Origin of the sequence: Furfurilactobacillus milii, assembly GCF_009863985.1 — a bacterium.
In the GTDB taxonomy this organism is placed as follows: domain Bacteria; phylum Bacillota; class Bacilli; order Lactobacillales; family Lactobacillaceae; genus Furfurilactobacillus; species Furfurilactobacillus milii_A.
This window is the reverse complement of record NZ_WEZT01000012.1, coordinates 22371-47649: the sequence shown is the minus strand read 5'-3', so window position 1 is coordinate 47649 and position 25279 is coordinate 22371. Positions and strand designations below refer to the sequence as shown.

General features: G+C 44.1%; 27 protein-coding genes. 19 read left to right on the top strand and 8 right to left on the bottom strand.

The window, feature by feature from the left end; translation table 11 throughout:
* Nucleotides 1-39: 39 nt before the first annotated feature.
* Together GB992_RS06885 and GB992_RS06880 are read right to left on the bottom strand one after the other, a co-directional pair.
* Complete coding sequence (locus GB992_RS06885; protein ID WP_161001772.1) at nucleotides 40-783, bottom strand: DUF4811 domain-containing protein; 744 nt, start codon at nucleotides 781-783, stop codon at nucleotides 40-42.
* Nucleotides 783-2291 carry an MDR family MFS transporter gene (locus GB992_RS06880; RefSeq protein ID WP_161001771.1) on the bottom strand — a complete coding sequence of 503 codons (1509 nt, stop codon included), beginning with the start codon at nucleotides 2289-2291 and terminating at the stop codon, nucleotides 783-785. Before GB992_RS06880 ends, GB992_RS06885 begins: the two co-directional genes overlap by 1 nt.
* A 186-nt stretch (nucleotides 2292-2477) precedes the next feature.
* Between GB992_RS06880 and GB992_RS06875 the strand changes: the two genes are divergently transcribed.
* From GB992_RS06875 to GB992_RS06860, 4 genes are all read left to right on the top strand, one after another.
* Nucleotides 2478-2933 carry a MerR family transcriptional regulator gene (locus GB992_RS06875; RefSeq protein WP_161001770.1) on the top strand — a complete coding sequence of 152 codons (456 nt, stop codon included), beginning with the start codon at nucleotides 2478-2480 and terminating at the stop codon, nucleotides 2931-2933.
* A gap of 595 nt (nucleotides 2934-3528) precedes the next feature.
* Nucleotides 3529-5421, top strand: a complete 1893-nt coding sequence (locus GB992_RS06870; protein ID WP_161001769.1) for a glycoside hydrolase family 2 TIM barrel-domain containing protein — start codon at nucleotides 3529-3531, stop codon at nucleotides 5419-5421.
* Nucleotides 5402-6376, top strand: a complete 975-nt coding sequence (locus GB992_RS06865) for a beta-galactosidase small subunit (RefSeq protein WP_161001768.1) — start codon at nucleotides 5402-5404, stop codon at nucleotides 6374-6376. Before GB992_RS06870 ends, GB992_RS06865 begins: the two co-directional genes overlap by 20 nt.
* A 139-nt stretch (nucleotides 6377-6515) precedes the next feature.
* A complete protein-coding gene (locus GB992_RS06860; protein ID WP_017260982.1) occupies nucleotides 6516-7412 on the top strand; it encodes a cation diffusion facilitator family transporter in 897 nt (298 codons plus the stop codon).
* 80 nt (nucleotides 7413-7492) lie between these two features.
* Here the strand turns inward: GB992_RS06860 and GB992_RS06855 are convergent, their stop codons facing one another.
* Complete coding sequence (locus GB992_RS06855) at nucleotides 7493-7837, bottom strand: hypothetical protein (protein ID WP_017260983.1); 345 nt, start codon at nucleotides 7835-7837, stop codon at nucleotides 7493-7495.
* A gap of 306 nt (nucleotides 7838-8143) precedes the next feature.
* On the opposite strand from GB992_RS06855, the gene GB992_RS06850 reads away from it, so the two are divergent.
* The 3 genes from GB992_RS06850 (at nucleotide 8144) to GB992_RS06840 (ending at nucleotide 9750) form a co-directional block, all read left to right on the top strand.
* Nucleotides 8144-8347 carry a cold-shock protein gene (locus tag GB992_RS06850; RefSeq protein WP_017260984.1) on the top strand — a complete coding sequence of 68 codons (204 nt, stop codon included), beginning with the start codon at nucleotides 8144-8146 and terminating at the stop codon, nucleotides 8345-8347.
* A 147-nt stretch (nucleotides 8348-8494) separates the two neighbouring features.
* Entirely contained in the window at nucleotides 8495-9250 is a 756-nt protein-coding gene (locus tag GB992_RS06845; protein ID WP_161001767.1) for a threonine/serine exporter family protein, read from the top strand.
* Between the two features lie 44 nt (nucleotides 9251-9294).
* On the top strand, nucleotides 9295-9750 hold the full coding sequence (locus GB992_RS06840; RefSeq protein ID WP_161001766.1) for a threonine/serine exporter family protein: 456 nt from the start codon (nucleotides 9295-9297) through the stop codon (nucleotides 9748-9750).
* 83 nt (nucleotides 9751-9833) lie between these two features.
* On the opposite strand, the gene GB992_RS06835 is transcribed toward GB992_RS06840, so the two are convergent.
* From GB992_RS06835 to GB992_RS06825, 3 genes are read right to left on the bottom strand one after another with little or no spacing between them, the layout of a single operon-like run.
* Nucleotides 9834-11174 carry an LCP family protein gene (locus GB992_RS06835; protein ID WP_161001765.1) on the bottom strand — a complete coding sequence of 447 codons (1341 nt, stop codon included), beginning with the start codon at nucleotides 11172-11174 and terminating at the stop codon, nucleotides 9834-9836.
* A gap of 13 nt (nucleotides 11175-11187) precedes the next feature.
* A complete protein-coding gene (locus GB992_RS06830) occupies nucleotides 11188-11577 on the bottom strand; it encodes a DUF1634 domain-containing protein (protein WP_161001764.1) in 390 nt (129 codons plus the stop codon).
* Nucleotides 11577-12419 (bottom strand): sulfite exporter TauE/SafE family protein, encoded by an 843-nt coding sequence (locus GB992_RS06825; RefSeq protein ID WP_161001763.1) that lies wholly within the window; start codon nucleotides 12417-12419, stop codon nucleotides 11577-11579. Before GB992_RS06825 ends, GB992_RS06830 begins: the two co-directional genes overlap by 1 nt.
* A 272-nt stretch (nucleotides 12420-12691) precedes the next feature.
* On the opposite strand from GB992_RS06825, the gene GB992_RS06820 reads away from it, so the two are divergent.
* Entirely contained in the window at nucleotides 12692-13363 is a 672-nt protein-coding gene (locus GB992_RS06820; protein WP_161001762.1) for a phosphatase PAP2 family protein, read from the top strand.
* A 134-nt stretch (nucleotides 13364-13497) separates the two neighbouring features.
* Here GB992_RS06820 and rpiA read toward each other — a convergent pair whose 3' ends face one another.
* Both rpiA and GB992_RS06810 read right to left on the bottom strand, forming a co-directional pair.
* Nucleotides 13498-14178: a ribose-5-phosphate isomerase RpiA gene (gene rpiA / locus GB992_RS06815; protein WP_161001802.1), complete on the bottom strand. Its 681-nt coding sequence runs from the start codon at nucleotides 14176-14178 to the stop codon at nucleotides 13498-13500.
* Nucleotides 14179-14199: 21 nt separating this feature from the next.
* Nucleotides 14200-14472, bottom strand: a complete 273-nt coding sequence (locus GB992_RS06810) for an N-acetyltransferase (RefSeq protein WP_161001761.1) — start codon at nucleotides 14470-14472, stop codon at nucleotides 14200-14202.
* Between the two features lie 196 nt (nucleotides 14473-14668).
* Between GB992_RS06810 and GB992_RS06805 the strand changes: the two genes are divergently transcribed.
* The 11 genes from GB992_RS06805 (at nucleotide 14669) to nusG (ending at nucleotide 25232) form a co-directional block, all read left to right on the top strand.
* The gene (locus tag GB992_RS06805; protein ID WP_161001760.1) at nucleotides 14669-15211 is read left to right on the top strand and encodes a dCTP deaminase/dUTPase family protein; all 543 of its coding nucleotides are present in this window, start codon (nucleotides 14669-14671) and stop codon (nucleotides 15209-15211) included.
* 165 nt (nucleotides 15212-15376) lie between these two features.
* On the top strand, nucleotides 15377-16744 hold the full coding sequence (radA, locus tag GB992_RS06800; protein ID WP_161001759.1) for a DNA repair protein RadA: 1368 nt from the start codon (nucleotides 15377-15379) through the stop codon (nucleotides 16742-16744).
* 54 nt (nucleotides 16745-16798) lie between these two features.
* The gene (locus tag GB992_RS06795; protein ID WP_161001758.1) at nucleotides 16799-18103 is read left to right on the top strand and encodes a PIN/TRAM domain-containing protein; all 1305 of its coding nucleotides are present in this window, start codon (nucleotides 16799-16801) and stop codon (nucleotides 18101-18103) included.
* Between the two features lie 207 nt (nucleotides 18104-18310).
* The gene (gene gltX, locus GB992_RS06790) at nucleotides 18311-19798 is read left to right on the top strand and encodes a glutamate--tRNA ligase (RefSeq protein ID WP_017260996.1); all 1488 of its coding nucleotides are present in this window, start codon (nucleotides 18311-18313) and stop codon (nucleotides 19796-19798) included.
* A 625-nt stretch (nucleotides 19799-20423) separates the two neighbouring features.
* Nucleotides 20424-21839, top strand: a complete 1416-nt coding sequence (cysS, locus tag GB992_RS06785) for a cysteine--tRNA ligase (RefSeq protein ID WP_161001757.1) — start codon at nucleotides 20424-20426, stop codon at nucleotides 21837-21839.
* Nucleotides 21832-22242 carry a Mini-ribonuclease 3 gene (locus GB992_RS06780; protein ID WP_161001756.1) on the top strand — a complete coding sequence of 137 codons (411 nt, stop codon included), beginning with the start codon at nucleotides 21832-21834 and terminating at the stop codon, nucleotides 22240-22242. The genes cysS and GB992_RS06780 overlap by 8 nt, the downstream gene beginning before the upstream one ends.
* An 8-nt stretch (nucleotides 22243-22250) precedes the next feature.
* A complete protein-coding gene (rlmB, locus tag GB992_RS06775) occupies nucleotides 22251-23126 on the top strand; it encodes a 23S rRNA (guanosine(2251)-2'-O)-methyltransferase RlmB (RefSeq protein ID WP_162855648.1) in 876 nt (291 codons plus the stop codon).
* Nucleotides 23127-23470: 344 nt separating this feature from the next.
* Nucleotides 23471-24067, top strand: a complete 597-nt coding sequence (locus GB992_RS06770; protein ID WP_161001755.1) for an RNA polymerase sigma factor — start codon at nucleotides 23471-23473, stop codon at nucleotides 24065-24067.
* A 127-nt stretch (nucleotides 24068-24194) separates the two neighbouring features.
* Nucleotides 24195-24344, top strand: a complete 150-nt coding sequence (rpmG, locus tag GB992_RS06765) for a 50S ribosomal protein L33 (RefSeq protein ID WP_081495858.1) — start codon at nucleotides 24195-24197, stop codon at nucleotides 24342-24344.
* Between the two features lie 12 nt (nucleotides 24345-24356).
* Nucleotides 24357-24533 carry a preprotein translocase subunit SecE gene (gene secE / locus GB992_RS06760; protein ID WP_017262108.1) on the top strand — a complete coding sequence of 59 codons (177 nt, stop codon included), beginning with the start codon at nucleotides 24357-24359 and terminating at the stop codon, nucleotides 24531-24533.
* 147 nt (nucleotides 24534-24680) lie between these two features.
* Complete coding sequence (nusG, locus tag GB992_RS06755) at nucleotides 24681-25232, top strand: transcription termination/antitermination protein NusG (RefSeq protein WP_017262109.1); 552 nt, start codon at nucleotides 24681-24683, stop codon at nucleotides 25230-25232.
* Nucleotides 25233-25279 lie beyond the last annotated feature (47 nt).

The following is a 25279-nucleotide window of genomic DNA, read 5'->3' as shown; positions in this document are numbered from 1 at the left end:
AGTCGTTTTAGATACATATTAGTTACTTGCTCTCAAAAATTACTTAACTGATGCTACTGCTTTTTTAATCAACTGAGATTGAAATTCAGCCGCATATTGTTTAGTCAGTTTTGCTTGAGCTGCTTGATCCGTTGCAAGCTTTGGATCCTTAGTAACGGCCGCTTGCATCTTTGCTTTAACGTAGGCTTCAGCTTGTTGTTTCATTTGAGCCTTGGCCTGAGGTGTTTGCATCTTCGCCATCTGGCCTTGCAACTTCTTTGCTTGGCTAGTTGAGAGATGCAACCATGAACTTGGCAGATAGAATGTATTTGTCCGTTTTGTCAGTTTATGGTCTTCCTTGGCAATACCGAACCAAACTTTAGCAGTGTGGCTCTTATATTCCCAACGTGTTTCTGATGTTTTTAACGTTGCCTTATTACCGCTAGCTTTTTTAATTGTATTAGTGGTGAATTCATCGGCCTGTGTGTGACCAGGCTTCTTTTGGTTAGCCTTGGTCGCATAAATTTGAACGTTTTCAGTGCCTTTAGTCCCAACGTTTTGGTAGAGCACCATATTGACACCGTTAGCGCTACTGCCACTAGCGGAATAAATCTGCTTAGTCGTCGTTGTGGTGACTTTGTGCATCCCAAAGTGACTGTGGTCGTTGGCTGTGATCATAAAGAGTGAGCCACATAGCACGATGATTGATAGTAAGGTACCGATGATTTGCCAAGTCCGGTTATTAATGTAGACGAAACAAATGAACAGGGCAATGGCACCAATGACAAGTGTAGCTAGAATCATTAGGCTTCACCTCCATTATTAGCGGGTTCTGAAGCATCTTTTAGATCGTCACTGGTAACGGTAGCATTAGAGTGATTAGCACCCTTTAAGAAGAAGGCTAACAGGAAACCAACGATACAGAAGCCGACAGCAACCCAGAATGTTGCATGATAACCACTCATTGTGGCATTGATGGCACGAACTTTATATGCTAATGGCGTTTGTGTCAACACGTGATGTGCTGGCATAGCGTTCTTTGTAACGTTTGATAAAACGGAAACTAAGATCGCTGAACCAATTGAAGTGGCAACCTGACGTGTTGTGTTATTAACGGCAGTCCCGTGGGAAATCATGTCAAAGGACAGGGCGTTCATACCGGCCGTTGTTACAGGCATCATAACCATTGAAATCCCAAACATCCGCACGGCATATAAGAAGGTAACATAAATGACAGGTGTGCTCTTGGTAATCATAACAAATGGTAAAGTGCCGGCCGTTAAGAGGAACATCCCAGCAACAGCCATCCGCCGAGCACCGATCCGGTCAAATGTTTGACCAGTAATTGGACTCATGACAGCCATCATTAAGGCCCCAGGCAGTAGTGTTAATCCAGAATGGAAGGCACTCATACCGTGAACAATTTGCAGGTAAAGTGGCAGAACCAGTTCAACACCAGTCATCGCAATTGTAACAACGGAACTCAAAACTGCGGCAATGGTGAATTCAAAGGATTTGAAAACACGTAATTGTAAGAATGGGTTCTTCATAGTGAGTTGACGCCAAATGAATAGTGCAATGACAACAACACCGACTGCGAGGAAGGACAGCACCTTAGTGGATGTCCAGCCATCGTCACCGACGGAGGAGAATCCGTAAAGCAAGGAACCAAAACCAATGGTAGATAAACTAGCCGAAAGCCAATCAAGTTTTGGCTTAGAGGTTTCAATAACGGACTTCATAAAGAAGAACGCTAAGATGATAACTAGAGCGACGATTGGAATGATCATGCCAAACAAATCACGCCACTGGAACTTATCAATGACCCACCCAGAGAGTGTTGGTCCAATAGCAGGTGCAACACCGATAACAATACCGGCTAGCCCCATGGCAGCACCACGAGAACTGGCTGGGAAGATCGTCAACATTAATGTTTGCAATAATGGCATGGTAACCCCAACACCAATCGCCTGAACTAAACGTCCAGCAAGTAAGGTGCCGTAATTAGGTGCGATGTAGGCCATGATCGTGCCAATTTCAAAAATCGTCATGGCACCAATATAGAGCCATTTTGAATTGAATCGGTTAGACAAGTAGGCAGAAATAGGAATCATGATCCCGTTAACCATTAAAAATCCAGTGGTTAACCATTGAACCGTAGAGGTGGAAATATCGAAGGCTTTCATTAATGTAGGGAAAGCGGTCGTCAAAATCGTCTGGTTCAAAACGGTACAGAACGTACCAATCAGCAAAACCATAACCATCAGTCCGCGGTTATAAGGTTTGCCATTTGTGTCGACAGCTTCTGACATAAGAGGTCCTTCTTTCATTTGATTAATTAGTTTGCTTAAAAAAGTACGAGAGTTAATATAATGCTTTCAGATAATCATGTCAAGTAAGTTGACAAAGTTATTTTAAAATATATAATTGTTCCAGTAAATATAATATTGACGTCAGATTTTATGATAACGATTTCAAGAAATAAGAGGTTTAATTATATGGAAAGAACACCCCAAACCGAGGGCTCGCCCGAATGGTTAAGAAGCATTATTAAGAGTGATGATATATTGATTGGTGTCGGTGATTTATCTCGAGCGACGGATGTTTCAACCGCGCAGCTACGTTACTGGACGGATAAAGGGTATATTCACGTCGTCAATCAGGAGGAAGGCAATCGTAAGTATACGTACGATACTGCGTTTAAGGTTCGTGCGATCAAGGCGTATATGGATGAGGGCTTTACGTTGGTCGCTGCTACCAAACGGATGCAAAAGCACCGCGAAGTTATTCATTTGTTAAAAGATGTCATGATGAACCGACTAGAAGGGGTCGGTACGGACGAGGATGGTAGCCAAATTGTCAGCTTAGGCTTGTTTGATCCAGATCCACGATATGAACTTGTAGCGCGTTTGCGTGACGGTAAGACTCGGTTCGAACTCCAGAAAAAAGCTTGAATCTAGGGGACTTTGCTTGTTGCCTGCTCCTAGTCATGCTAAGCTGTGTTTGTGGTGAGGCGAATGGTTGATTACCCAAAAATCCCTAAGAGGTGACCGATCTTTACGGCTGGGTCACTGCTTCATGTTGTGAGTGTTTTTTGGAAAACTTTTTTGATTAAAAAGGTTCGCTAAACTGCGCATTATGCGCTCGAGAATCATCCTTTCGGGATGGTTAGTGATCGTATTTAAAACAATGTGTTTCATGAAAATCAACCCAAGTTTTTCATGGTGTAATCAACTGCTCATCACGGGCACTCCAGTTTAGGGGATCTGGAGTGCTTTTTATTTAGAGTGAATGAAGCCCGGGACCAGTTGAACTATAACGTAAACGACGAGTGTGAAGGTAAATTTTCCTTTGCACCCGTCGTTTTGGGTTATGCACAGACTTCTGAGCGTCAGCAGCATGTTTGGGTATATAGCCCAAACATCTTGGGGGTGGAAGCGCGTTTGTGACAATATAGCAAGGGTGAACAAAACAACACAGATTTCCCCCGTTTGAATAAATGCGGTAAAATAAACATTATTATGAAAACGCTATCACAGGAGGATAAACATGCAGGCAGACATTAAATGGTTGGACGATCCACAAGTTTTTCGTGTCGGACAATTACCCGCCCACAGTGATCACTATTGGTATCGTGACGCCGATGAGGCGCGTTCAAAGAGCAGCAGTTTCGCACAAAGCTTGGACGGTCAGTGGCAGTTTAAGTTCGCAGACCGTCCACAACATCGACCCGTTGGCTTTTATGAACCCAACTACGACACCAGTGATTTTGGGACGATTCATGTGCCGGGACATATTGAATTGAGTAATTATGCGCAGATTCAATACATCAATACCTTGTACCCATGGGAAGGTAAAATTTATCGTCGACCAGCTTACACAATGGGACCTGATCAGACAGGCGAGGGTATGTTTAGCGAGGCACCGGACAACTCAGTTGGTGCATACATTCGGCATTTTCATTTGGCTCCCGGCCTGACGAATCAACGGGTGATCGTTCAATTTGACGGCGTGGAAGAAGCTATGTATGTTTGGCTCAACGGTCATTTTCTCGGATATGCCGAAGATAGTTTTTCACGTTCAGAATTTGATTTGACCGATGCCTTGGTCGACGGTGATAACGTGCTTGCGGTGGAAGTGTTCAAACGAAGTACGGCATCGTTTTTGGAAGACCAAGATATGTTCCGTTTTTCCGGCATTTTTCGCAGTGTTAGGCTAGTCGGATTGCCAACTGTTCACATTGCTGATATGCACATTCGACCAGTGGTTAATGAGAATTTAGACAGTGGTGAACTTAATGTGACCCTGAAACTGACTGGGGACGTGGAAAGTAAGGCGCGGGTCCACTTAACGGTGTTTGATAAGGCGGACAAGCTGATTGTGGATGAAAAGCGGTCAGTGGCAAAACAAATTAGTTTTGGTCACCTGCCGTTTGAGAACGTTATGTTGTGGACGCATCACAATCCGGATTTGTATCACTTGACTGTGACAATTACAGATGAGGATAGCAACCCGATTGAAGTGGTTCCTTATGATATCGGTTTTCGACGGCTGGAATTGCGTAACCAAGTTATCTATCTGAATGGCAAACGACTGATTATTAACGGTGTCAACCGTCATGAATGGGATGCCACTACTGGCCGAACCGTCTCAATGGCTGACATGAAGGCGGATTTACAAACGTTTGCTGAAAACCATATTAACGCTGTCCGTACCTGTCATTATCCGGATCAAATTCCGTGGTACTACATGTGTGATCAGGCTGGTGTGTACATGATGGCTGAAAATAACCTGGAAACTCACGGAACATGGCAAAAGATGGGGGCTGTTGAGCCTTCGGACAATGTGCCAGGATCGTTGCCACAATGGCGCGAAGCAGTCTTAGATCGGGCACGTAGCAACTACGAAACGTTTAAGAATCATCCGGCCATCTTATTCTGGTCGCTTGGTAATGAATCATACGCCGGTGATGATATTGAAGCGATGAACACCTATTACAAGACAATGGATTCCTCAAGGTTGACGCATTACGAAGGTGTTGTCCGCAATCGTAAATATGAAACCAGTATTTCTGATGTGGAGAGCCGAATGTACGCTTCGCCGGCTGAAATTCGCACGTATTTAAGCAATCAGCCAATGAAGCCATTTTTAGATTGTGAGTATATGCATGACATGGGCAATTCGCTAGGCGGTTTGGGTGAATACATGGCGTTACTAGATGACTTTCCGTCCTATCAAGGTGGGTTTATTTGGGACTTCATTGACCAGGCACTATGGGTTACGGATGAGGTTACCGGCCGACAGGTATTGCGCTATGGTGGCGATTTTGATGATCGTCATACGGATGGTGAATTTTCTGGGGACGGATTAATGTTTGCAAACAGACAGGCAAAGCCAGCAATGCAGGAGGTGCGCTATTACTATGGCCAATACGACAACTAAGCTTCACGTGATTTTTGGAGATGGCACACTAGGTGTGGCAACGGATGATGTCCATTATTTGTTTAGTTATGAAAAAGGCGGGTTGGAATCAATCGTTAGTCACGGTAAGGAGTGGTTATATCGGCCAATTCGGCCCATTTTTTGGCGAGCAACAACAGACAATGACCGGGGCAATCATTTTTCGGAAGAATCCGCAATGTGGCTAGGTGCGGATTGCTTCACACGATGTCAGAATATTGATGTACAAGTGGATGGCAAGGACTTGGGGCTACCCATTGCACCTCAAAATAATCAATATTCAAATGATGAAACGGCCGATCAGGTTGACATTATGTTTGATTTTCAAACAGCCACAACGCCAGCAACAAAAGTAACAATGCATTATCAAATCGTTGCCAATGGAATGGTGACACTCACGAGTCATTTGCAGGGGAACGAGGCACTTCCTGAGCTGCCCGCTTTCGGCGTTCAATTAATCATGCCGACTGTCGCTACTGGATTTGAATATGACGGTTTGTCCGGGGAAACTTACCCAGACCGCATGGCTGGCGGTAGCCGGGGCCAGTATTATGTGGCTGGCTTACCAGTGACACCTTACCTAGTGCCTCAGGAAATGGGCATGCATATGCAAACACGATGGCTAACCGTAACCCGGCAGCGAACTTTAAACAATGCGGACGTTGACGCACAGCCATTTTCTTTCAGTGTCGAGATGGCTGATCAACCGTTTGCTTTCAGTTGTTTACCGTATACTGCAATGGAACTTGAAGCCGCAACACACGTCGAAGAACTGCCATTGGCAAGACGGACCGTTTTGTCAATTTATGGAGCGGTTCGTGGCGTTGGGGGCATTGATAGCTGGGGAGCAGATGTCCAGCCACCATATCGTTTGTTCGCTGACGTTGATCGAACGTTTACAGTGCAAATTCATCCTGGAAATCATGTGTCAGATTAGTGAATGCCATCAAGACTAAGGGCAGGTAGCCCTTCTATCCCTGATGTGCGATAATATGACTAAATGTTTTTCAGTTAACAAGACGGTTTAAACGAGTAAACGACTACCACAAGAATGCGAAAGAAACGGGGATGGGTAAATGGATCACCAAGAAGAACAAATGACCGGCATGCGATTTTTGTTTGTAACTGTGCTGAATTTACTCATTACCGCGGCAGAAATTGTTGGGGGATTGCTATCAGGCTCACTGGCCTTATTGTCAGACGCGTTTCATAACCTCGGGGATTCACTGTCAATCGTATTGGGATATGTTGCTCAACGAATTAGCGGCAAGCCACAAAATCGGCAGCGAACTTTTGGTTACCGCCGTGCAGAAATTTTGGCCGCGTTCGTCAATGGGCTATTTCTGATTGGTGTTTCAATTGTGCTGATGGTTGAAGCCGCACGGCGTTTTGCCAAGCCAGAACCGATTAATGGCGACATTATGTTGATTGTTGCCGTTATCGGGTTAGCGGCTAATTTGTTGTCAGCGGTGTTGATGCACCATGGCTCAAAGGATAGCTTGAATATTAAAGCGACATATTTACACGTCCTGGCAGACGCGTTATCGTCTGTTGCCGTTATCATCGGCGGAATTTTAATTGTGCTCTTTGACATTACGTGGGTTGATCCGCTACTAACGCTGTTGGTGTCGTTTTACATTATTTATGAAACTTGGCCGGTGATTCACGAAACAGTGCAAATTTTGATGCAGACTGCACCAAAATTAGATTATGATCAAATCGCTGCAGATATTGTTGAAATCCCGGGTGTGCTACGTGTTCACCATATTCACGCTTGGCTCATTGATGAAAATAAAATTGTCTTTTCAGCACACGTCAACATGAAGGATGTCAAACTGAGTGAGGTGGAAAAGACCGTTGCTCAGATTTCCAGTATGTTGACGGAGCGGTATCACATTTGTCACGTAACCATTCAGCCTGAAGTTCACCACGGTGAGACTGACGCGCTGTTTGTTAACAAGGATAAAGTGTAAATAAATTTAGATACAGCAATGGCTCATTTCACTATGTTTTGTCGTGAAATGAGCCATTCATTGTCTGTTAAGAATGTGGATTATGATTTAGATAATGCTGCAAAGTGCTGATCGTACCACGTTGACCAGTCAGTTTCCGGATTACCGGTCGAATGAAATTTGACGCCGATTTCATCAAGTAAACGAATATAATCGTTCTTGCTGAATTGAATACTGGTATCGCGTTCACGTTCCGGTGTAAAAGAACGGTTTGTTGCTAATTCACGGTTGATGTCCTGAATATACCCGTGTTGTTGGTCGTATTGTGTAATCAATTCCAAGTTGTTCCGCCGCCAAAGCGTGATGTAAAAGTTGGCGAAATCGGTTAGGGCCGTTGTTTGTGCGGATTCATCGAGTTCGTCAACAGGGACTAAGTTTTCTGCCATGTTGAGAGCCTCCATATGTTTGTTCACTAACTATTCTAGCACTTTTGGTGCCAAGCCGATGCTGAGAGGGTTGGGGACAGGGGATAGACTGACTTTGCACAAAAAAAGTTGCCGGTTATTTTGTGTTTCTGTTTATAAAATATGGTAAAGAAAGCAGTCTATATGATACAATGACAACTGTACTTTGGTAAGGGAATGATGGTCAGGTCGGTTCATGTTTTGGTGTTACCAGTCCCCATTTGCACCAGTTCCAATTTACATAAAACACTTAGACTGCGTGCAAACGCAACAGGAGGACTCATTAACATGTCAGAACAAGGTACTGTTAAATGGTTTAACGCCGACAAAGGCTTTGGTTTCATTACTCGCGAAAGTGGTGACGATGTATTCGTTCACTTCTCAGCTATCCAAGGCGACGGCTTCAAGACGCTTGAAGAAGGCCAATCTGTTAGCTTCGACGTTGAAGAAAGCGACCGTGGCCCACAAGCTGCTAACGTTGTTAAAAACTAATTAATAATTCAAATAATGGTGTTAACTCCTAGGGTTAACGCTTTGATGTGAATGAAAAACGACATCTGTATCTCTTACGAGATGCGGCTGTCGTTTTTTTGTATGATACGTTTTTAGGCTCTAAATCTGTTAAGGAAGTGATCATGGGTGGACGAAGCACAATTAGTCATGGATACAGCGTTGCTGGCTGGTCAAATATTGCTAGCAAACGGGTCTGAAATCGCAAGGGTTGAAGATACAATGCAACGAATTGCGGATAACGCTGGTTATCGGTATGCAAACATTTTTGTGTTGCTGACTGGTATTACCATGTCCTTGCCAGACGGTGAATCAACACAGGTGCGACCAATTCACAGCCGAACGATCGACCTTGAAAAAGTGGCCCAAGTTAATACGTTGTCACGTCAGTTTGCCAGCGATGAGATTGACTTACCCACATTCTATCAACAATTACGGCAAATTGAAGTTGCTGTGCCCACTTTTCCGTTTTGGCTACAGGAATTAGCTGCAATTATTGTCAGTATGACACTTACGGTGGCCTTTACCGGCATTGATGCACCCGTTAAATTACTGTTCGCAATGTTGGCCGGTGGGGGCGGTTATGCTGTTTTCTACTATGTGAATCATGAATTGCGTGTCCGTTTTTTGAGCGAATTTCTGGCTTCACTGGTAATTGGTTTCGTGGCTTATGTGGGCATTCGTTGGCTTGGTTTTACGCGCACTGCTGGTGATGCGGTCATTATCGGCGCATTGATGCCGTTAGTCCCAGGTGTGCCAATTATGAACGCGTTCCGCGACACGATGTCAGGTAATTATTTGAGCGGTCCGGCCCGGGCAGTTGAGGCGGTCTTATCGGTATGTGCGATTGGTCTTGGTATCGCGATTATGGTAAGTCTGTGGTGAAAAATGAAAGCAACATAACGCTTTTTGAGTAGGAGATTCTGTTAATGATACATATCATAATTGAAGGGATTCTCGCCTATGCCGCGACAGTCGGTTTTGGCATTATTTTGAATATTCCCCGTCATGCGCTAAACGTTGCCGGTTGGATTGGGGCAGCAGGATGGGCGGTATATGAACTAATTGTATTAAAGTCAGGCGCACAGATTCCGTTAGCACAAATGGCAATAGGCATGTTAACTGCTGGATTATTAATTGGTGTTTTAAGTAACTGGGCTGCTCGCGTCAAACACATGCCAGTAATTTTATTTAATATTCCTAGTTTGGTGCCATTGGTGCCTGGTGGGCAGGCCTATCAAGTTATTCGTAACCTTGTTACCGGTCATGGCAACATTGCTTTAGATTATTTAGGCCAAGTTATTGCCATTGCAGGGATGATAGCACTAGGGTTCTTACTATCTGAATTACTTGTTCGAATAACATATCGATTGCGGCATGTTTAAAAAGCAAAATAAAAGGAGTTAGTCGGTCTAGCGCACTTTAAAATGCGCTAGCCTGATTAACTCCTTTTTAGTTGACTTAAATGCTAGTATCCATAACCGGTGTAGCCACCAGTTTGATCGGCGTCAGAGCCTGTTGCGTTGGCGCCTGTTGTTTGACTAGTGGAGTCTGTATTATCAGCACCATAGTTAGGATCGAGATCAGCAGCACTGGAATCACTACTGTATGCTTTACTGTATTCAGAAGCAGTATTGGTGTCGGCACCCCAAGTTGACTTCGTATCAGCCGTTTCACCATAACCAATAGGTGGTTCGTAGACACTGAGTGCCTCTGGAACGGTGTTGGCAAAACGTTTACCAGTTTTAGCCTTTGACAGACCAAGCTGTTTACGCAATTTGTTGGTAACACGCTGTTTTTCAGTCGTTGGCAAAACTTCGAAGCTTTGACCGGCAATTTCGTCACTGGCACCTTGAACGTGGTCAGAAACAATGTGCTTGGTTGCGGCACGGTAGGTGTTGGCTAAGGTCAACATATCACCGAATGTGAAATCAGTACGTGATTGGCTGGCAATGGAATCCAGAAAATCTTGATTTAATAGGTTGGTCAAGTTGCTACTCTTTTTTAAGAGGGCAGTGATGACAATTCGTTGACGTAATGTTCGACCATAGTCACTTTCAGGATCTTGATAGCGCATCCGCGTGAATTTCAACGCTTGCGCGCCGTTAACATGGATCTTTTTGCCCTTTGTAAAGTGTTGATTCTCATACGTGAAGGTCAACGGTGGCACAATGTCGATACCGCCGACTTTATTGATAACTTTTTCTAGGCCACCCATATTTAAGAGGGCGTAGTAGTCAATTGGCACGTTGAACATTCGGGAAGTCGTTGAGATAGCTGCTTTTGTTTGACCAAAGTAGTAGGCTGCGTTAATTTTTGTCGGGAATTCCTCTTCGTGCCCGGTGATAGAAACCAACGAATCACGGGGGATACTGACCATGGTTGTTGTCTTCGTCTTAGGGTTAACCGTAACCAGCATCATCGAGTCTGTTCGTCCACCTGCCCAGGCCTTAGAGTTACGACCAAGGGCACCAACGTCAGTTCCCATCAATAGGATGGAAATGGGCTTACCCTGCTTGATTAACTTACTAACGTTTCGCGCTTTTGTGCCATTGACAGAATCAAACATCTCATTACTAGTATGTTTGATGTTACTGTACATTTTGTAACCGAAACCGCCACCGATGATTAAGATGATACCAATAATGGCAAAAAAAGTGTTTCGGATCGGGTGTTTGTGCGGTCGCTGTGGACGTTTGGAACCACTGCTTATCGCGCCATCACTAGCAGTTGTGTCATTGGTAAAGTGGTCGCCTTGGGTGCGGCGATCCGCCCGACTCATTCGCGAATCGTTATTATTGTTATCCATGTAAGCCTCCGAGTTAGCTGTGTCCGATAAATAAAGCGAATAGCAGAATCACGAGCACGGCAGAGGTAATCCAAACGTACAGGGAATCTTTTTCCACGTAGAACGCGTAAATTGAAACAACAACACGTAATACAGGGGTCAGTATCAGACAAAATAATCCGAGCATCATGACAGAACCAGATTTAAATGACAATAATCCGGTGGCAATTGCAGTGATGGTGACAGCACCGTGGCTTGGTAAACCAGTCGAGCCCTGAATCCCATAAGCAATAAAACCAATTAGCATGATAACTGCAGAAATAATAACTCCTATTCTAAGGATTTGACCAATCATAATCTCAACTTGGGCCATTTCTTTAGAAATCTTTTCCTCTTCTGCGTTTTCTGCGTCTTTATTGTCCATTAAATGTTCACCCCGAATCCTTTAAGAAACATTTGGAGACCAATATAGAAGATAATCGGCACAAAAATGATGCGAATCCATCGTGATGGCAAAATCTGCATAATTCGTGATCCCATCGTTGCGCCAACCAAGATGCCCAGGGCCAGTGGAACCGCAATTAGGGGTTGAATCGAACCGTTGAAGAAATACACGGTAGCTGAAGCAGCCGCAGTAACACCCATCATAAGGTTACTAGTGGAAGTGGACGGCTTGAGCGGCATCTTCATGAAGGTGTCCAAGGCCATCACCTTAAAGGCACCTGATCCGATTCCCAGCAGACCACTGGCAATCCCAGCGCCAAACATAACGGTGGCCCCAGCGGGCACGTGTTCAACTTGGTAATCCACTGTTTTGTCAGCAGCTTTATCGTAATAACTGCTGTTTAATTCCAGCTTTTCGGCAATTGGATCTGGGTGCACACGTTGAAGAATCTCACTACCAGCCCGTAGTTTACGAATCATGTTGTAGCCAGAGTAAATTAATAACAATCCAAAAATTAAGTACAGGACAACAGGGCTCAAAATACCGTTTAAGATGGCCCCAAGAATGGCACCAATAGTTGTAAAAATTTCCAAAAACATGGCCACTCGTAAGTTCAGTACGTTATCACGTAAATAGGCAATGGTGGCACCAGAGCTAGTTGCAATAACGGCAATGATACTAGCACCAATCGCATACTTGATGTTAATCCCCATTGCTAATGTAAGTACAGGAGTGATGATAATACCACCACCAAGGCCAAGGATTGCACCGGCAATACCGGCAATTAAACCCACGGCCAACATAAGAATTACTTGTGTCATGAAGGCTCTCCTTTGATTAGGTGCTAGTTTTTGAGCACCCCTCTGTGCTATTACTTTAGCACGAAAGGGACATGAACACTCTGTTATCATGCTCTGTAAGCGATGCCATTTAAAATTGTTTAATTTCGACTAAAAGTATTAAGAAAAGGTTAAATGCTTAAGGGTGATTAAAACCATTAAGCAACTTATAAAACAGCAATTTTTATGTGCTATACTTTGTCGATGGTTATTAATGACCGAATACATACCCAAAGTGACGGGTGGAGGTACACATGCTTATTGAAAAGGAACGTGGTCGCGGTGCAATTTTAGCCGTCACGACCGTCTTATTTTTATTCCTGGCGATTGCCGCAATGCGTCAATCCCAAATTTTATCACTGATTGATTCTGAACTTATTTCTCACGTTCATCATGATAGTACAGCACTAACTGGCGTTTTTAAACTCATTACTACGCTGGCAAGTCCAACATTGGATTTACTATACATGATCATTATTGCCGGGTTACTTTGGGGATTTAAATACAAAATTCCTGCATTGTGGGCAATTGGGTACGGATTTGGTGGCAACGTTCTTGGTACCATTATCAAGAAAATTGTTGCGCGTCAACGTCCAGTAGGTCACATGGCTAGCGATGATGGCTACAGCTTTCCATCAGGACACGTTTTGGGCACGTTCATGGTTGCCGCAATTTTATTTTTAGTTGTTCTGCCACTGATGCAAAACAATTTGCAAAGACTATTGATTCAAACAATTTTGTGCCTTTGGGTATTGTTAGTTATGTTTAGCCGGGTTTACCTGCAAGCACACTACGCAACCGATACGATTGGTGCTGTTCTGTTAGCGTATGCATGGTTACAAGGTGCCGAATACTTGTATGTTTGGTTAGCACCGAAGTTAAAACGAGTTAAATTTCTCAGTAATTCTCGAGGTGTTGAGGATTAATCAATTGACATAGGATGCAAGCGGGCGTGACAAGGCCTGGCTTTCTTAGGTAATACAAAAACGACGTTCATGGATTTTTCCGCGAACGTCGTCTTTTGTGTTACTGAAGTGCTGTTTGACCGTTTCTTAGCAAACTAACGGGCCTGAAGCACTTCGGGGCCGTCTGGACGACCAACAATAACGGTGTTGACCGTATCTAAAAACAATCCTTGTTCAACCACACCGACCATTTGAATCAGCTCGTTGGCGAGTTCGTGAGGATGATCGATTTCACCAAGGTGAAGGTCAACAACATAGTTCTTGGAATCGGTCAAAACGTGTTGACCATCACGCATCCGGACTTCTGGTTTGTACCCCTTGGCAGCCAATTTTTTAACAACTTGTGAAGAACCGTAAGGAATGACTTCAAGTGGTAAGGGGAAACTGCCAAGCTTATGTGAAAGTTTACTTTCGTCCACAATCCACATATTTTTCTTGGAGTTAGTCGCAACGATTTTTTCCCAAAGGTGCGCAGCACCACCACCCTTGATTCCCTGAAAGTCGTCGCTGATTTCGTCGGCACCGTCGATGGTTAGGTCAATGTGGTCAACGTCATCAATGCCCTTAACGGGGATACCGAGGGAACGGGCTTGTTCCCGGGTACGGTCAGATGTTGGCACGCCAACAACGTTGAGGCCTTCTTCTTTCACACGTTTGCCAAGTGCATCAACCATGTATTTTACGGTTGAACCAGTTCCTAAACCGACAACCATGCCATCTTCGATAAAGTCGACAGCACGTTGACCAACCTGTTGTTTCAATTCGTCTTGTGTCATTGCCATGATGTAATTTGCTCCTTAATGATGTTGGTATTTTTTAACAGCGGGATCCGTAGCAAAAATGTGGCGGGCAAATGGATCTAACGGGAGTAGGTCGACGTGGGCGGCATCTGCTAATTCAATGACGGCATCGAATAATTGCCGTGCCACTAGCCGTTTATTAGGACGATCACTTACCCAAATATGTTCAATTAACCAAGTTTGATCATTCACGACTGGGAATGTAATCTCAGCCTGGAGCTGGTCTTGGTCAGTTAAAAAAAGACGTTGTCCTTCACGTTGAAAATCCATTAGCGTTCCTTTCATTACGGTTGCTGTGTTCCTTTAATATCCTATCATAATTCAAGTGATGGTGGGTCCAAACTAACTGTCAATTTCGAATGCTATTAATGTGCACACGCTTCCATTATAATAGGTAACATGGTGCCAAGTTTTGAACATTTGTGTTAGGAAGCTTGGCCAAGTCGAAGAAAGTGAGTGATGAATAATGACAAGAGACCGTGGTTTTGAAGTAGTTAAACGGTTGGTTGGCACGAAGATAGCGTTGCCAGAGCGACAAACAAAATACGCAGCTGGTTACGACCTAGCAGCCTCAGAGGACTTTACGTTGCCATCCATTTGGCGGCGCAACTTTTTGAAGGTGCTATGGCACTTGCGGCATAAGGAAACGGTGAGTGACCCGTTAATGCAAGCGGCTGATAAAGAATTGAAGCCATATTTAGTGCCTACTGGTGTGAAGGCTTATATGCGCTACAACGAAGTGTTGATGCTGGTCAATCGATCATCAGGGCCATTAAAACGCCGTCTTGTTTTACCAAACGGGATTGGCGTCATTGATGCGGACTACTATTCAAACGATAGCAATGACGGTGAGATCTTTGTTCAGCTGGTTAACTACGGCCTACGTGATGTTCACATTAAAAAGGGTGATCGCATTGCTCAAGGTATCTTTGTGAATTATCTGACTGTTGACAACGAAGCAACCCCAGATAACGAACGCGATGGTGGGTTTGGCTCATCTGGTCAATAAGCTAACAATTGTTAACGTAGCCAGGCGAATAAATTAAGAAATTATCAAGTGCTGGGCAAACAATGACAGCTGAAAAAACGTATGTTAAACTGTGAACATCGTTTGGTTAATATTGGTCAAACATTATTGTGGTTGACCAACGGCGAAGAGTAAAAGGAGCATAAGGTGGCAAAAACTAAAACACAATTTGTTTGTCAAAACTGTGGTTACAACTCACCACGATATTTGGGTCGCTGCCCTAACTGTGGTGAATGGAATACACTAGTTGAAGAGAAAATCGCTGATGAAGTTCCCAATCGTAAGTCACGGGTGAGCCTTGGCGGTGAAACGGCTAAGGCCGAATTAATCAAGGATGTTAGTCTTGAAGAGGTTCCCCGTGTCAAAACCAGTTTAAAGGAATTTAACCGTGTTCTTGGCGGTGGTGTGGTGCCTGGATCACTCGTATTGATTGGTGGTGATCCCGGTATTGGTAAATCGACGTTATTGACGCAGGTTTCTGGTCAGTTGGGTAGCAAGGGTCGTGTCCTCTACGTATCCGGTGAAGAAAGTGCCACTCAGATTAAGATGCGCGCTGATCGTCTCGGTGTTGGTGGCGACGATTTTTATCTCTACCCAGAGACGGACATGAGTAATATTCGTGAACAAATAACGACATTAAACCCAGAGTTTGTCATCATTGATTCGGTCCAAACAATGCAGGAGCCAGATATTACCTCAGCAGTTGGATCAGTTTCTCAGATTCGTGAAGTGACGGCCGAGTTAATGCAAATTGCGAAAACAAATCGGATTACGATTTTTATCGTGGGTCATGTTACCAAGGGAGGCGCTATCGCGGGGCCAAAAATCTTGGAACACATGGTGGACACCGTTCTGTACTTTGAAGGCGATTTGCACCACACATACCGGATTCTGCGAGCCGTTAAAAATCGGTTTGGTTCAACTAATGAACTAGGCATTTTTGAGATGCGAGAAGACGGCCTGCGGGAAGTGGCTAACCCATCTGAGATCTTCTTAGAAGAAAGACTCACGGGTGCTACTGGTTCATCTATCGTGGTATCGATGGAGGGAACCAGACCAATCTTGGTGGAAGTTCAGGCATTGGTTACACCCTCAGTTTTTGGGAATGCTCAGCGGACTGCTCAGGGATTGGATCGTAATCGGGTCTCGCTAATTATGGCCGTTTTGGAAAAACGGGCTAACTTGATGTTGCAAAACCAGGACGCTTATTTAAAGGCGGCCGGCGGTGTGAAGCTCGATGAGCCAGCCATTGACTTAGCGATTGCTGTGGCAATCGCGTCCAGTTATCGTGATAAGGAGACGAATCCGAGTGATAGTTTTGTGGGTGAAGTTGGCCTGACCGGTGAAATTCGGCGTGTTAACCGGATTGAACAGCGGGTTGCTGAGGCACAGAAGCTGGGGTTCAAGCGAATTTATATACCAAAGAATAATCTTCAGGGAGGGACACCGCCCACCGATATTGAAGTAATCGGTGTGACAACGATCAGTCAAGCACTAAAGTTAGCCTTGGCTTAACATTATAAGAACCCTTGTGGATTTAATAACGACATTGAAAGGAGGTGAAGATAGATGAAAATGACGAAAAGACTCGTGATTCAATTGTTATTTGTGATCGGTGGTGTTGGTTTAGGTTTCAGATTTTTCCCAATTCTGTGGGCAGTAACTGGTCTTGCCCAAAATCACATTATCAATAACTTTTTGACCAACGCCGTACTTGGTGCAATTATTCTGTATTTTCTTTCGTTCCTGTTGGTCGGGTACCTTGAAAAACTTGTTAATCGCTTAGAAAAGTATCTGGCTAAGCAAAGTCCGATTTACATTCTGTTCGGAAGTCTAGGCATTATCGTCGGTTTGGTATTTGCTATTCTGATTTCGACGGTGTTCTTCCGGACCAGTTGGTTTGTCACCAATACCCTGATTCCGGTTGTGTTAATGCTGCTGATGGGATATCTTGGTTTTCGAATTGGGACTACACGAACAGATGAATGGCGCCGATTATTTGCACTCGGCTTTCGTCGTAACAAACGCACATCGGATACTGGCGAAATTCTGGATGAAAGTGAACCCAATTTCCATCACTATAAAATTTTGGATACCAATATTCTGATTGATGGCCGGATTTACGACATCATTAAGACCGGATTCCTTGAAGGCACGTTGTTGGTACCGAATTTTGTATTGCATGAACTACAATACATTGCGGATTCTAGTGACAGCATCAAGCGTGTGCGTGGACGTCGAGGCTTGGACATTTTGAATAAATTGCAAAGTGAAAAAGTCATGCCGATTGAAATGTACGAAGGTGATTTTGAAGACATTCCTGAAGTGGACGATAAGCTGATTGAACTGGCTAAACAGTTACAGGCAGTTGTTGTTACCAATGACTACAACCTAAACAAGGTCAGTCAGTTCCAAAATGTTCAGATTATGAATATTAATGCCTTAGCTAAGTCGCTTAAGCCACGGGTAATTCCCGGTGAGTTGCTGAACGTTATGGTGGTTAAAAATGGGACTGAACGTCAACAAGGGGTTGCGTATCTGGATGACGGCACGATGGTCGTTGTCGAAGATGGGCGCTACTTTATTAACGACCACATTGACGTGACTGTCACGAGTGCTTTACAAACGGATGCTGGTCGAATGATTTTTGCGAAACCAACACATTCTACACGTGGCATCAGTGATAAAGCGACAAGTGGCAATAGTCAGGCAACCAGCGAGAGTAGTTCGACACAATCGCAGACTGCCGCGAGCAACTCTGCAAAGGCTTCGGCAAGTTCCAGTGCCGTTGACAACACCGTTGATCGAACGGTTCGCGGCACTAAGGCACCTGCCAAGAAGAATTACAGAACAGCTAAGAAACGGAAAAACTAGGTACTGGTTGTCGGTTAATTAGACTGTGAATAGGAAAGCGACTAAGCGTTTCAATACGTGAGGTCACTTTTTTAGTTTGACAAACAAAATACGCGCTGCAAGGCATTCACGCAGTATCATAAAATGAAAGAATTTGAAAGTTTGATGCTAAAACGGTAACATTAACATGAGACACATTAATTTTTTATATAGAAAGAGGCGCTGATTTTGGCCAAGAACAAAATTCGGGTGCGTTACGCACCGTCACCAACTGGACATTTGCACATTGGTAATGCCCGTACCGCGCTATTTAACTATTTATTTGCACGGCACAATAAAGGAACGTTTGTGATTCGGATTGAAGATACGGATACCAAGCGGAACGTGGCTGACGGTGAAAAAAGTCAGTTGGACAATCTAAAATGGTTGGGAATTGACTGGGATGAAGGTCCCGACAAGCCCGGGGATTTCGGTCCATATCGTCAATCCGAGCGGAAGGATATCTATGTTAAGCTGATTCAAGATTTATTGGATCGTGGCTTGGCCTACAAGTCTTACCGAACGGAAGCTGAACTAACTGCTGACCGTGAAAAACAAAAGGCTAACAAAGAAGCACCTCACTATGTTTACGAATATGAAGGCATGAGTGATGATGAAATTAAGGCTGCTCAAGCAAAAGCTGAAGCGGCTGGCTTGGAACCTGTTGTTCGTTTCCGTGTTCCTAAGAATCGTGAATACGGTTGGGACGATATTGTTAAGGGCAAGATTTCGATTAACTCAGATACCATCGGTGGTGACTGGGTCATTCAAAAACGTGATGGCATGCCAACCTACAACTTCGCTGTTGTTGTCGACGATCACATGATGGAAATCAGTCACGTCTTGCGTGGGGATGACCACATCGCCAATACACCTAAACAATTGATGATTTACGAAGCCTTTGGCTGGGAAGCACCAATTTTTGGTCACATGACTTTGATTATCAACACTGAAACTGGTAAGAAACTGTCCAAACGTGATGAAACGGTGCTTCAATTCATTGAACAATACCGTGAACTTGGCTACTTACCAGATGCCATGTTGAACTTCATTACCTTATTGGGATGGTCACCAGTTGGTGAAGATGAAATCTTCTCTCGTCAAGATCTGATTAAGATGTTTGATGAAAAACGGTTGTCCAAGTCACCAGCCAAATTTGATGGTAAAAAATTGGAATGGATCAACAACCAGTACGTGAAAGCAGCGCCAGAAGACGAGATCTTCGACAGCAGCTTGAAAGAACTGATCAACGCTGGTTTAGTTGAAAAGGATCCTAACCAATTACATTTGGAATGGGTTCGTAAGCTGGTTAGCCTGTACAAACAACAAATGTCATACACCGCTCAAATTGTTGAGATGAGTAAAGACGTGTTCTTCCAAGAACCTGCTCAAATTAATGATGAAGCCAAAGCTGAACTGGCCGCCGAAACGGCGAAGACAGTGTTGACAGAATTTGTTAACCGGGCAGAAAAATTGCCAGTCTTTGATGCTTATCAAATTCAAAAGACGATTAAGTCAATTCAAAAAGACACTAAAATTCGTGGGCGCGCACTTTACATGCCACTTCGAATTGCCGCTACGCATGAAATGCACGGACCACAATTACCTGAATCGATGGAATTGTTGGGTCGTAAAGCAACGTTACGGAATATTCAAGCCACAATCGAAACACTTTAATTCACCACTTATATGTCATCATGCGTGCAATTTGCCGTATGGTGGCATTTTTTGTGCTTTCTTTCGCCTACGGTTGTCAACAGTGGAACGCCGCCGTGGGACCGGTTCAAGCCGGAAGCACACCGTCTTTCACCTCGCCGTTAAGCCTCGTGGAACCCCGAGTCTTGACGCCAGTTCGTGCTGTAAATTCGAGAAAAGCGTTCGAATTAACACCACTTTCACGGCTTGGTTCCACTGTTGACGCCCTCCGGCTAATATTCATGGTTATTACCAGAATGCGGTGGTTTATTCGGATGGTTCGCATAGCTTTGAAATGAGTGCTGATATGATAGAGTTATATGAGTGAAGCTGACTGGAGACATAGTTCCGTGTCGACACCACTTAATGGCATGGGGTTGGCCATTTAGTGGTGTGGGACGAGTTATGAGATGCGGTTTTCAGCTCATAATCGAGGTAGAAGACTTCGACTTTCAGAAGGCTGAGACCGATCCCCAAGGAACGGCGTCTCCAGTCAGCGGAACGGACAGATTAAACGCTAGCCACGGTGAATTATGGTAATCGCGTTAATAGCCTAAACTATGGTAAAATCACTATAACTTGATCTTTCGAGAAGGGGAGCGTTACCGTGATTCAGATTTTTAATACACTTACGCGGCAAAAAGAAGACTTTATTCCGTTGCATAAAGGCCAGGTCAATATGTACGTCTGTGGCCCAACCGTGTATAACTACATTCATATCGGTAATGCACGCTCGGTTGTAGCGTTTGATACCATTCGGAGATATTTTGAATATAAGGGTTACCAAGTGAAATATGTCTCGAACTTCACGGATGTGGACGATAAGATGATTAATGAAGCGGCCAAAGAAGACATTACCGTGCCAGAATTGGGCAATCGTTTCATCAATGCTTATTTTGAGGACACAAAGCCGTTGAACGTTGAGCGGGCAACTGTTAATCCACGGGCGACGGAAAATATTTCAGACATTGTTGATTTTGTCGCAGATCTGGTAGACAAGGGTTTTGCTTACGAGTCTGCTGGCGATGTGTACTATCGCGCACGTAAGTTTCCTAATTACACCCAACTCGTTCATGAATCGTTAGATGATTTAGAGAATGGCGCGAGTGACCGTGTTGACGACGGTGATAATGCAAAAAAAGAGGATCCAATTGATTTTGCATTATGGAAAGCAGCTAAGCCGGGCGAAATTTCATGGCAGTCACCATGGGGCATGGGCCGGCCAGGCTGGCATATTGAGTGTTCAGTAATGTCGACCAAGTATTTGGGTGATACGTTTGATATCCATGGTGGTGGGCAGGATTTGATTTTTCCCCATCACACCAATGAAATTGCTCAAAGCGAAGCACATACTGGGAAAAAGTTTGCCCGTTACTGGATGCATAACGGATTTGTGACTGTTGGTGACGAAAACGAAAAAATGAGTAAGTCACTGGGCAATTTTGTGACCTTACACGAAATGAATCAACGTGAAGATCCGCAGGCTGTTCGATTCTTTATGGCGACAACTCAGTATCGGCGACCAATCCAATACACCAGTGGTAACTTACAAGATGCCAAGAATAACCTGGCTCGTTTGCAAACGACGTTTAATAATTTAAATTATCGAATGAGCGATGCCAAGGATGGCCGAGATGAAGCGATTGAGGCACAAGCCAAACAACATCAAGTTGCTTTTGAAACCGCAATGGACGACGATTTTAACGTTCAAAACGGAATCGCGTCCGTGTATGAATTAGCCAAGTTAATCAACGTTTATCTTAATGAAAGTACCGTTGCCAAAGAGACACTCGTTAACCTTAAAACGTTATTGTCGACGCTACTATCAGTATTCGGGATTGAACTTACGGATGAAGATACTGCCGATGAGGGAATTCAGGCACTGATTGAAGAGCGTTTGGCCGCACGAAAAAATAAGGACTTCCAGCGTAGTGATGAGATCCGTGATGAACTAAAAACACGCGGCATTATTCTTGAGGATACTCCCCAAGGAACACGTTGGCGGAAGGAAACAAATGACTGAAGTAGTTAATTATCGAGAATTAAATGGAATGACATTAGCTTATTTAGGTGATGCGGTGTATGAAGTATACGTTCGTCAACACTTGATTGAGCAAGGTTACACGGTGCCGACAAAGTTGCATCATCATGCGACCCACTTTGTTTCGGCCAAGGCACAAGCTGCATTGATCAAATTGATGCAAACGGATGAGATATTAACGGAAGAGGAAACGACAATGTTTAAGCATGGTCGTAACGCGACCACTCATCACAGTGCAAAGAATACTAATATTGTGACGTATCGAATTTCGACTGGTTTTGAAGCTATCTTTGGCTATCTTAAGCTCACTGCTCAGCAGGAACGCACGGATTGGTTAGCTCAGTGGTGCATTGATCAAGTTGAGTCGGGAAGAACGGAAGGATAGAAAGAAACATGGCAGAAAAACAGCAACGAAACGGTCAACACAATGATCGGTTTAACGATCACAAGTCGCGCCCTCAACGCCGCAAAAATAACGAACACAAGGAACGTGAGGTTAGGGTCACACAAAGACCGGATCAAAATGATGATTCATCAACGGACTTTATTATTGGCCGACACCCAGTCGAGGCAGCTTTGGCTTCAGATCAACAAATTAATAAAGTTTTTATTCAAGAGGGTTTGCGTGCAGATGCAATTCGCAATATTGAATCGTTAGCGACAGGGCGACATCTTGTGATGAGTACCGTTCCTAAGAAGAAGCTTGACTTTATGACAAATGGTCAAAACCATCAGGGGGTTGTCCTTGCCATTCCGCCGTTTGCCTACGCTAGTGTTGATGATTTGTTTGCTAAAGCAGAGCAAGCTCAGGAAGCACCGTTTTTCTTGATTTTGGATTCTATTGAAGATCCCCATAACTTAGGTTCAATTTTACGAACTGCTGATGCAGCGGGTGTTCATGGTGTTATTATTCCTAAACGTCGTGCCGTTGGGCTAACATCTGTTGTTGCGAAAACATCTACAGGTGCCATTGAACATGTGCCAGTTGCACGGGTGACAAATCTAGTTGCGACCGTTAAAGAGTTGAAGGACCGTGGTCTGTGGATTTTTGGCACCGATATGAAGGGCAAGGACTTCCGTCAATGGGATGCAACCGGTCCAACTGCTTTAGTTATTGGTAACGAAGGCAAGGGAATTTCGGCGCTATTGAAGAAGACAGTTGACGAAATGCTGACCATTCCAATGGTCGGTCATGTGCAAAGCTTGAATGCTTCGGTAGCAGCTTCTTTACTGATATATGCGGGATTCAACTCTCGTCACCCACTATAAAATCGATTATTTTGAAAAAAAATTTTTATAATCGTAAAATTTTTAAACAAAAGAGCCGTTTAAATTGGCTCTTTTTTCGTACCGTCATTACTACCGAACAATTTATTAAATTCTGTGGTTTAGTTTGGCATAATAATCGCTTACATTCGCTGCTTGTGTTGGTAAATTTTAAAAAATGGCCATTTATTTATGGTCGAACAAATGAATATCATAATAATTGACAACAAAGTGGCCTTTTTCGAACGTTCGTTTGGTTGCTGATTAACTATTGTGGCCTTAAGGTAGCTCTGCTAAGCAAAATGGTCTGGACCATTTTGCATTCAAGCAGGAAAGTGGGGGTCATAATGAATTATTGGAGTCGTGAGGAAGAAGATGTTGTCATTACAGCGGCAATTGCGGGTGATGAACTAGCGTTTGACAGTCTTTTTCAACGTTATTTGCCCTTGGTTAACAAATGGTTTCGCGAGTTAAACTTCAAGGGTCGCTTGTTAGAACGTGATGATTGGCTTCAAGAATGTCGGATGGTGTTAATGACTACACTAAAACGGTATCGTGGCCGGACTGTTGGTGAGTTTGCAACGTACTACCGACTGAATGTGCGCAACCGCGGCTTCGATTTGCGTCGTCGGCAACAGGCACAGAAACGACTTCACGAGGAGGTTAGTGAGTCAATAGAGGCCCAATCGGCAGATAGTCATGTTTGCAACTTGTCTAGTATTGAGCCAGACGGACTGACTCGCTTGGAATTGCAAGATCGACTTGTTTATCTGTGCGATCGGTTCTCAGAATTCGAGCAACAGGTTTGGTGGGGGTTAAGTATCGGGCTGACAATCGAGCACATCGCAGTTCACTTTCAGTGTTCATACACAAAGGTGCGCAATGCGGCCAATCGATGTCACGAAAAGGCGGTGACAGTGCTGTTAGCCAGTGGCGCTAATTGACATAGGGGTCTGGACGTGATAATCTGTTATCTGATTATTGACTCACGCTCGCCTAGAAATATTGGTGATTTGAAGTGGTCAATAGCCGTGAAATCGTAATTGTTAAGAAATTTCGGAGGTGCCAGTAATGGCCACAAAAAAAGTCGCACTGGCATGTTCAGTCTGCGGATCACGTAACTATACCATCACAGCGAACCCTAGTCGGACAAAACGACTAGAGGTAAACAAGTTTTGTAAACACTGTGGACAATACACACTGCACCAAGAAACAAAATAAGGAGGCTGAATCATGCATTTGTGGCGTTTTTTAAAGAGCGTATTTGCTGAGTTGAAAATTGTTCGCTGGCCAACGGCTCGCGAAAATCGGCGAGATTCATCTATTGTTATTTCTGTTTCGGTGGCGTTTGCGTTATTTTTTGCACTTATTGACTGGGGCGTACAGGCCCTGATTACTTGGTTAGCCTAGTGCGAACGTTTGTAGCTACTGGTGGCACAATGATTGACAGTAGCAAGACAGTGGAATTTTTGTTATAATGCATTTAATCGAAAAACTTCGTCGGCTAAGTCGAAGTTTTTTTATTTTGCACTGTTTTAAAAAATGGAGGATTTAAACATGGCTGAAACGGCTGAAAAACTTTGGTATGTGTTACACACGTATTCAGGTTATGAAAACAAAGTACGGGACAACTTGGAATCACGTGCGCAATCAATGGGGATGTCTGATTACATCTTCCGAGTGGTTGTGCCAGAAGAAGAAACGCAACAGGTAAAAGATGGTAAGGCAAAGACGGTCATCGAAAACGACTTTCCTGGCTACGTGCTTGTTGAAATGATCATGACTGATCAGGCTTGGTACATCGTGCGTAACACGCCGAACGTTACCGGGTTCGTGGGCTCACATGGTGGTGGTTCTAAACCAACACCATTGTTGCCTGACGAAGTCGATTTAATTCTTCACCGTTTGGGCGAAGACAAGAAGGCCAAGGCCGACTTTGAACTCGAAGTTGGCGAATCTGTTCGTATTACTGATGGCGCCTTTTCAGACATGGTCGGTAAGGTTACCGAAGTTGATAACGAAAAACAAAAGTTGAAGGTTAATGTAACGATGTTTGGCCGTGAAACTTCTGCCGAATTGGAATTCAATCAGGTCGAAAAGATTCAGTAGGACTTGTCAGCCGTTTGCCATCATGGTAAACTACTACGGTATGCGTT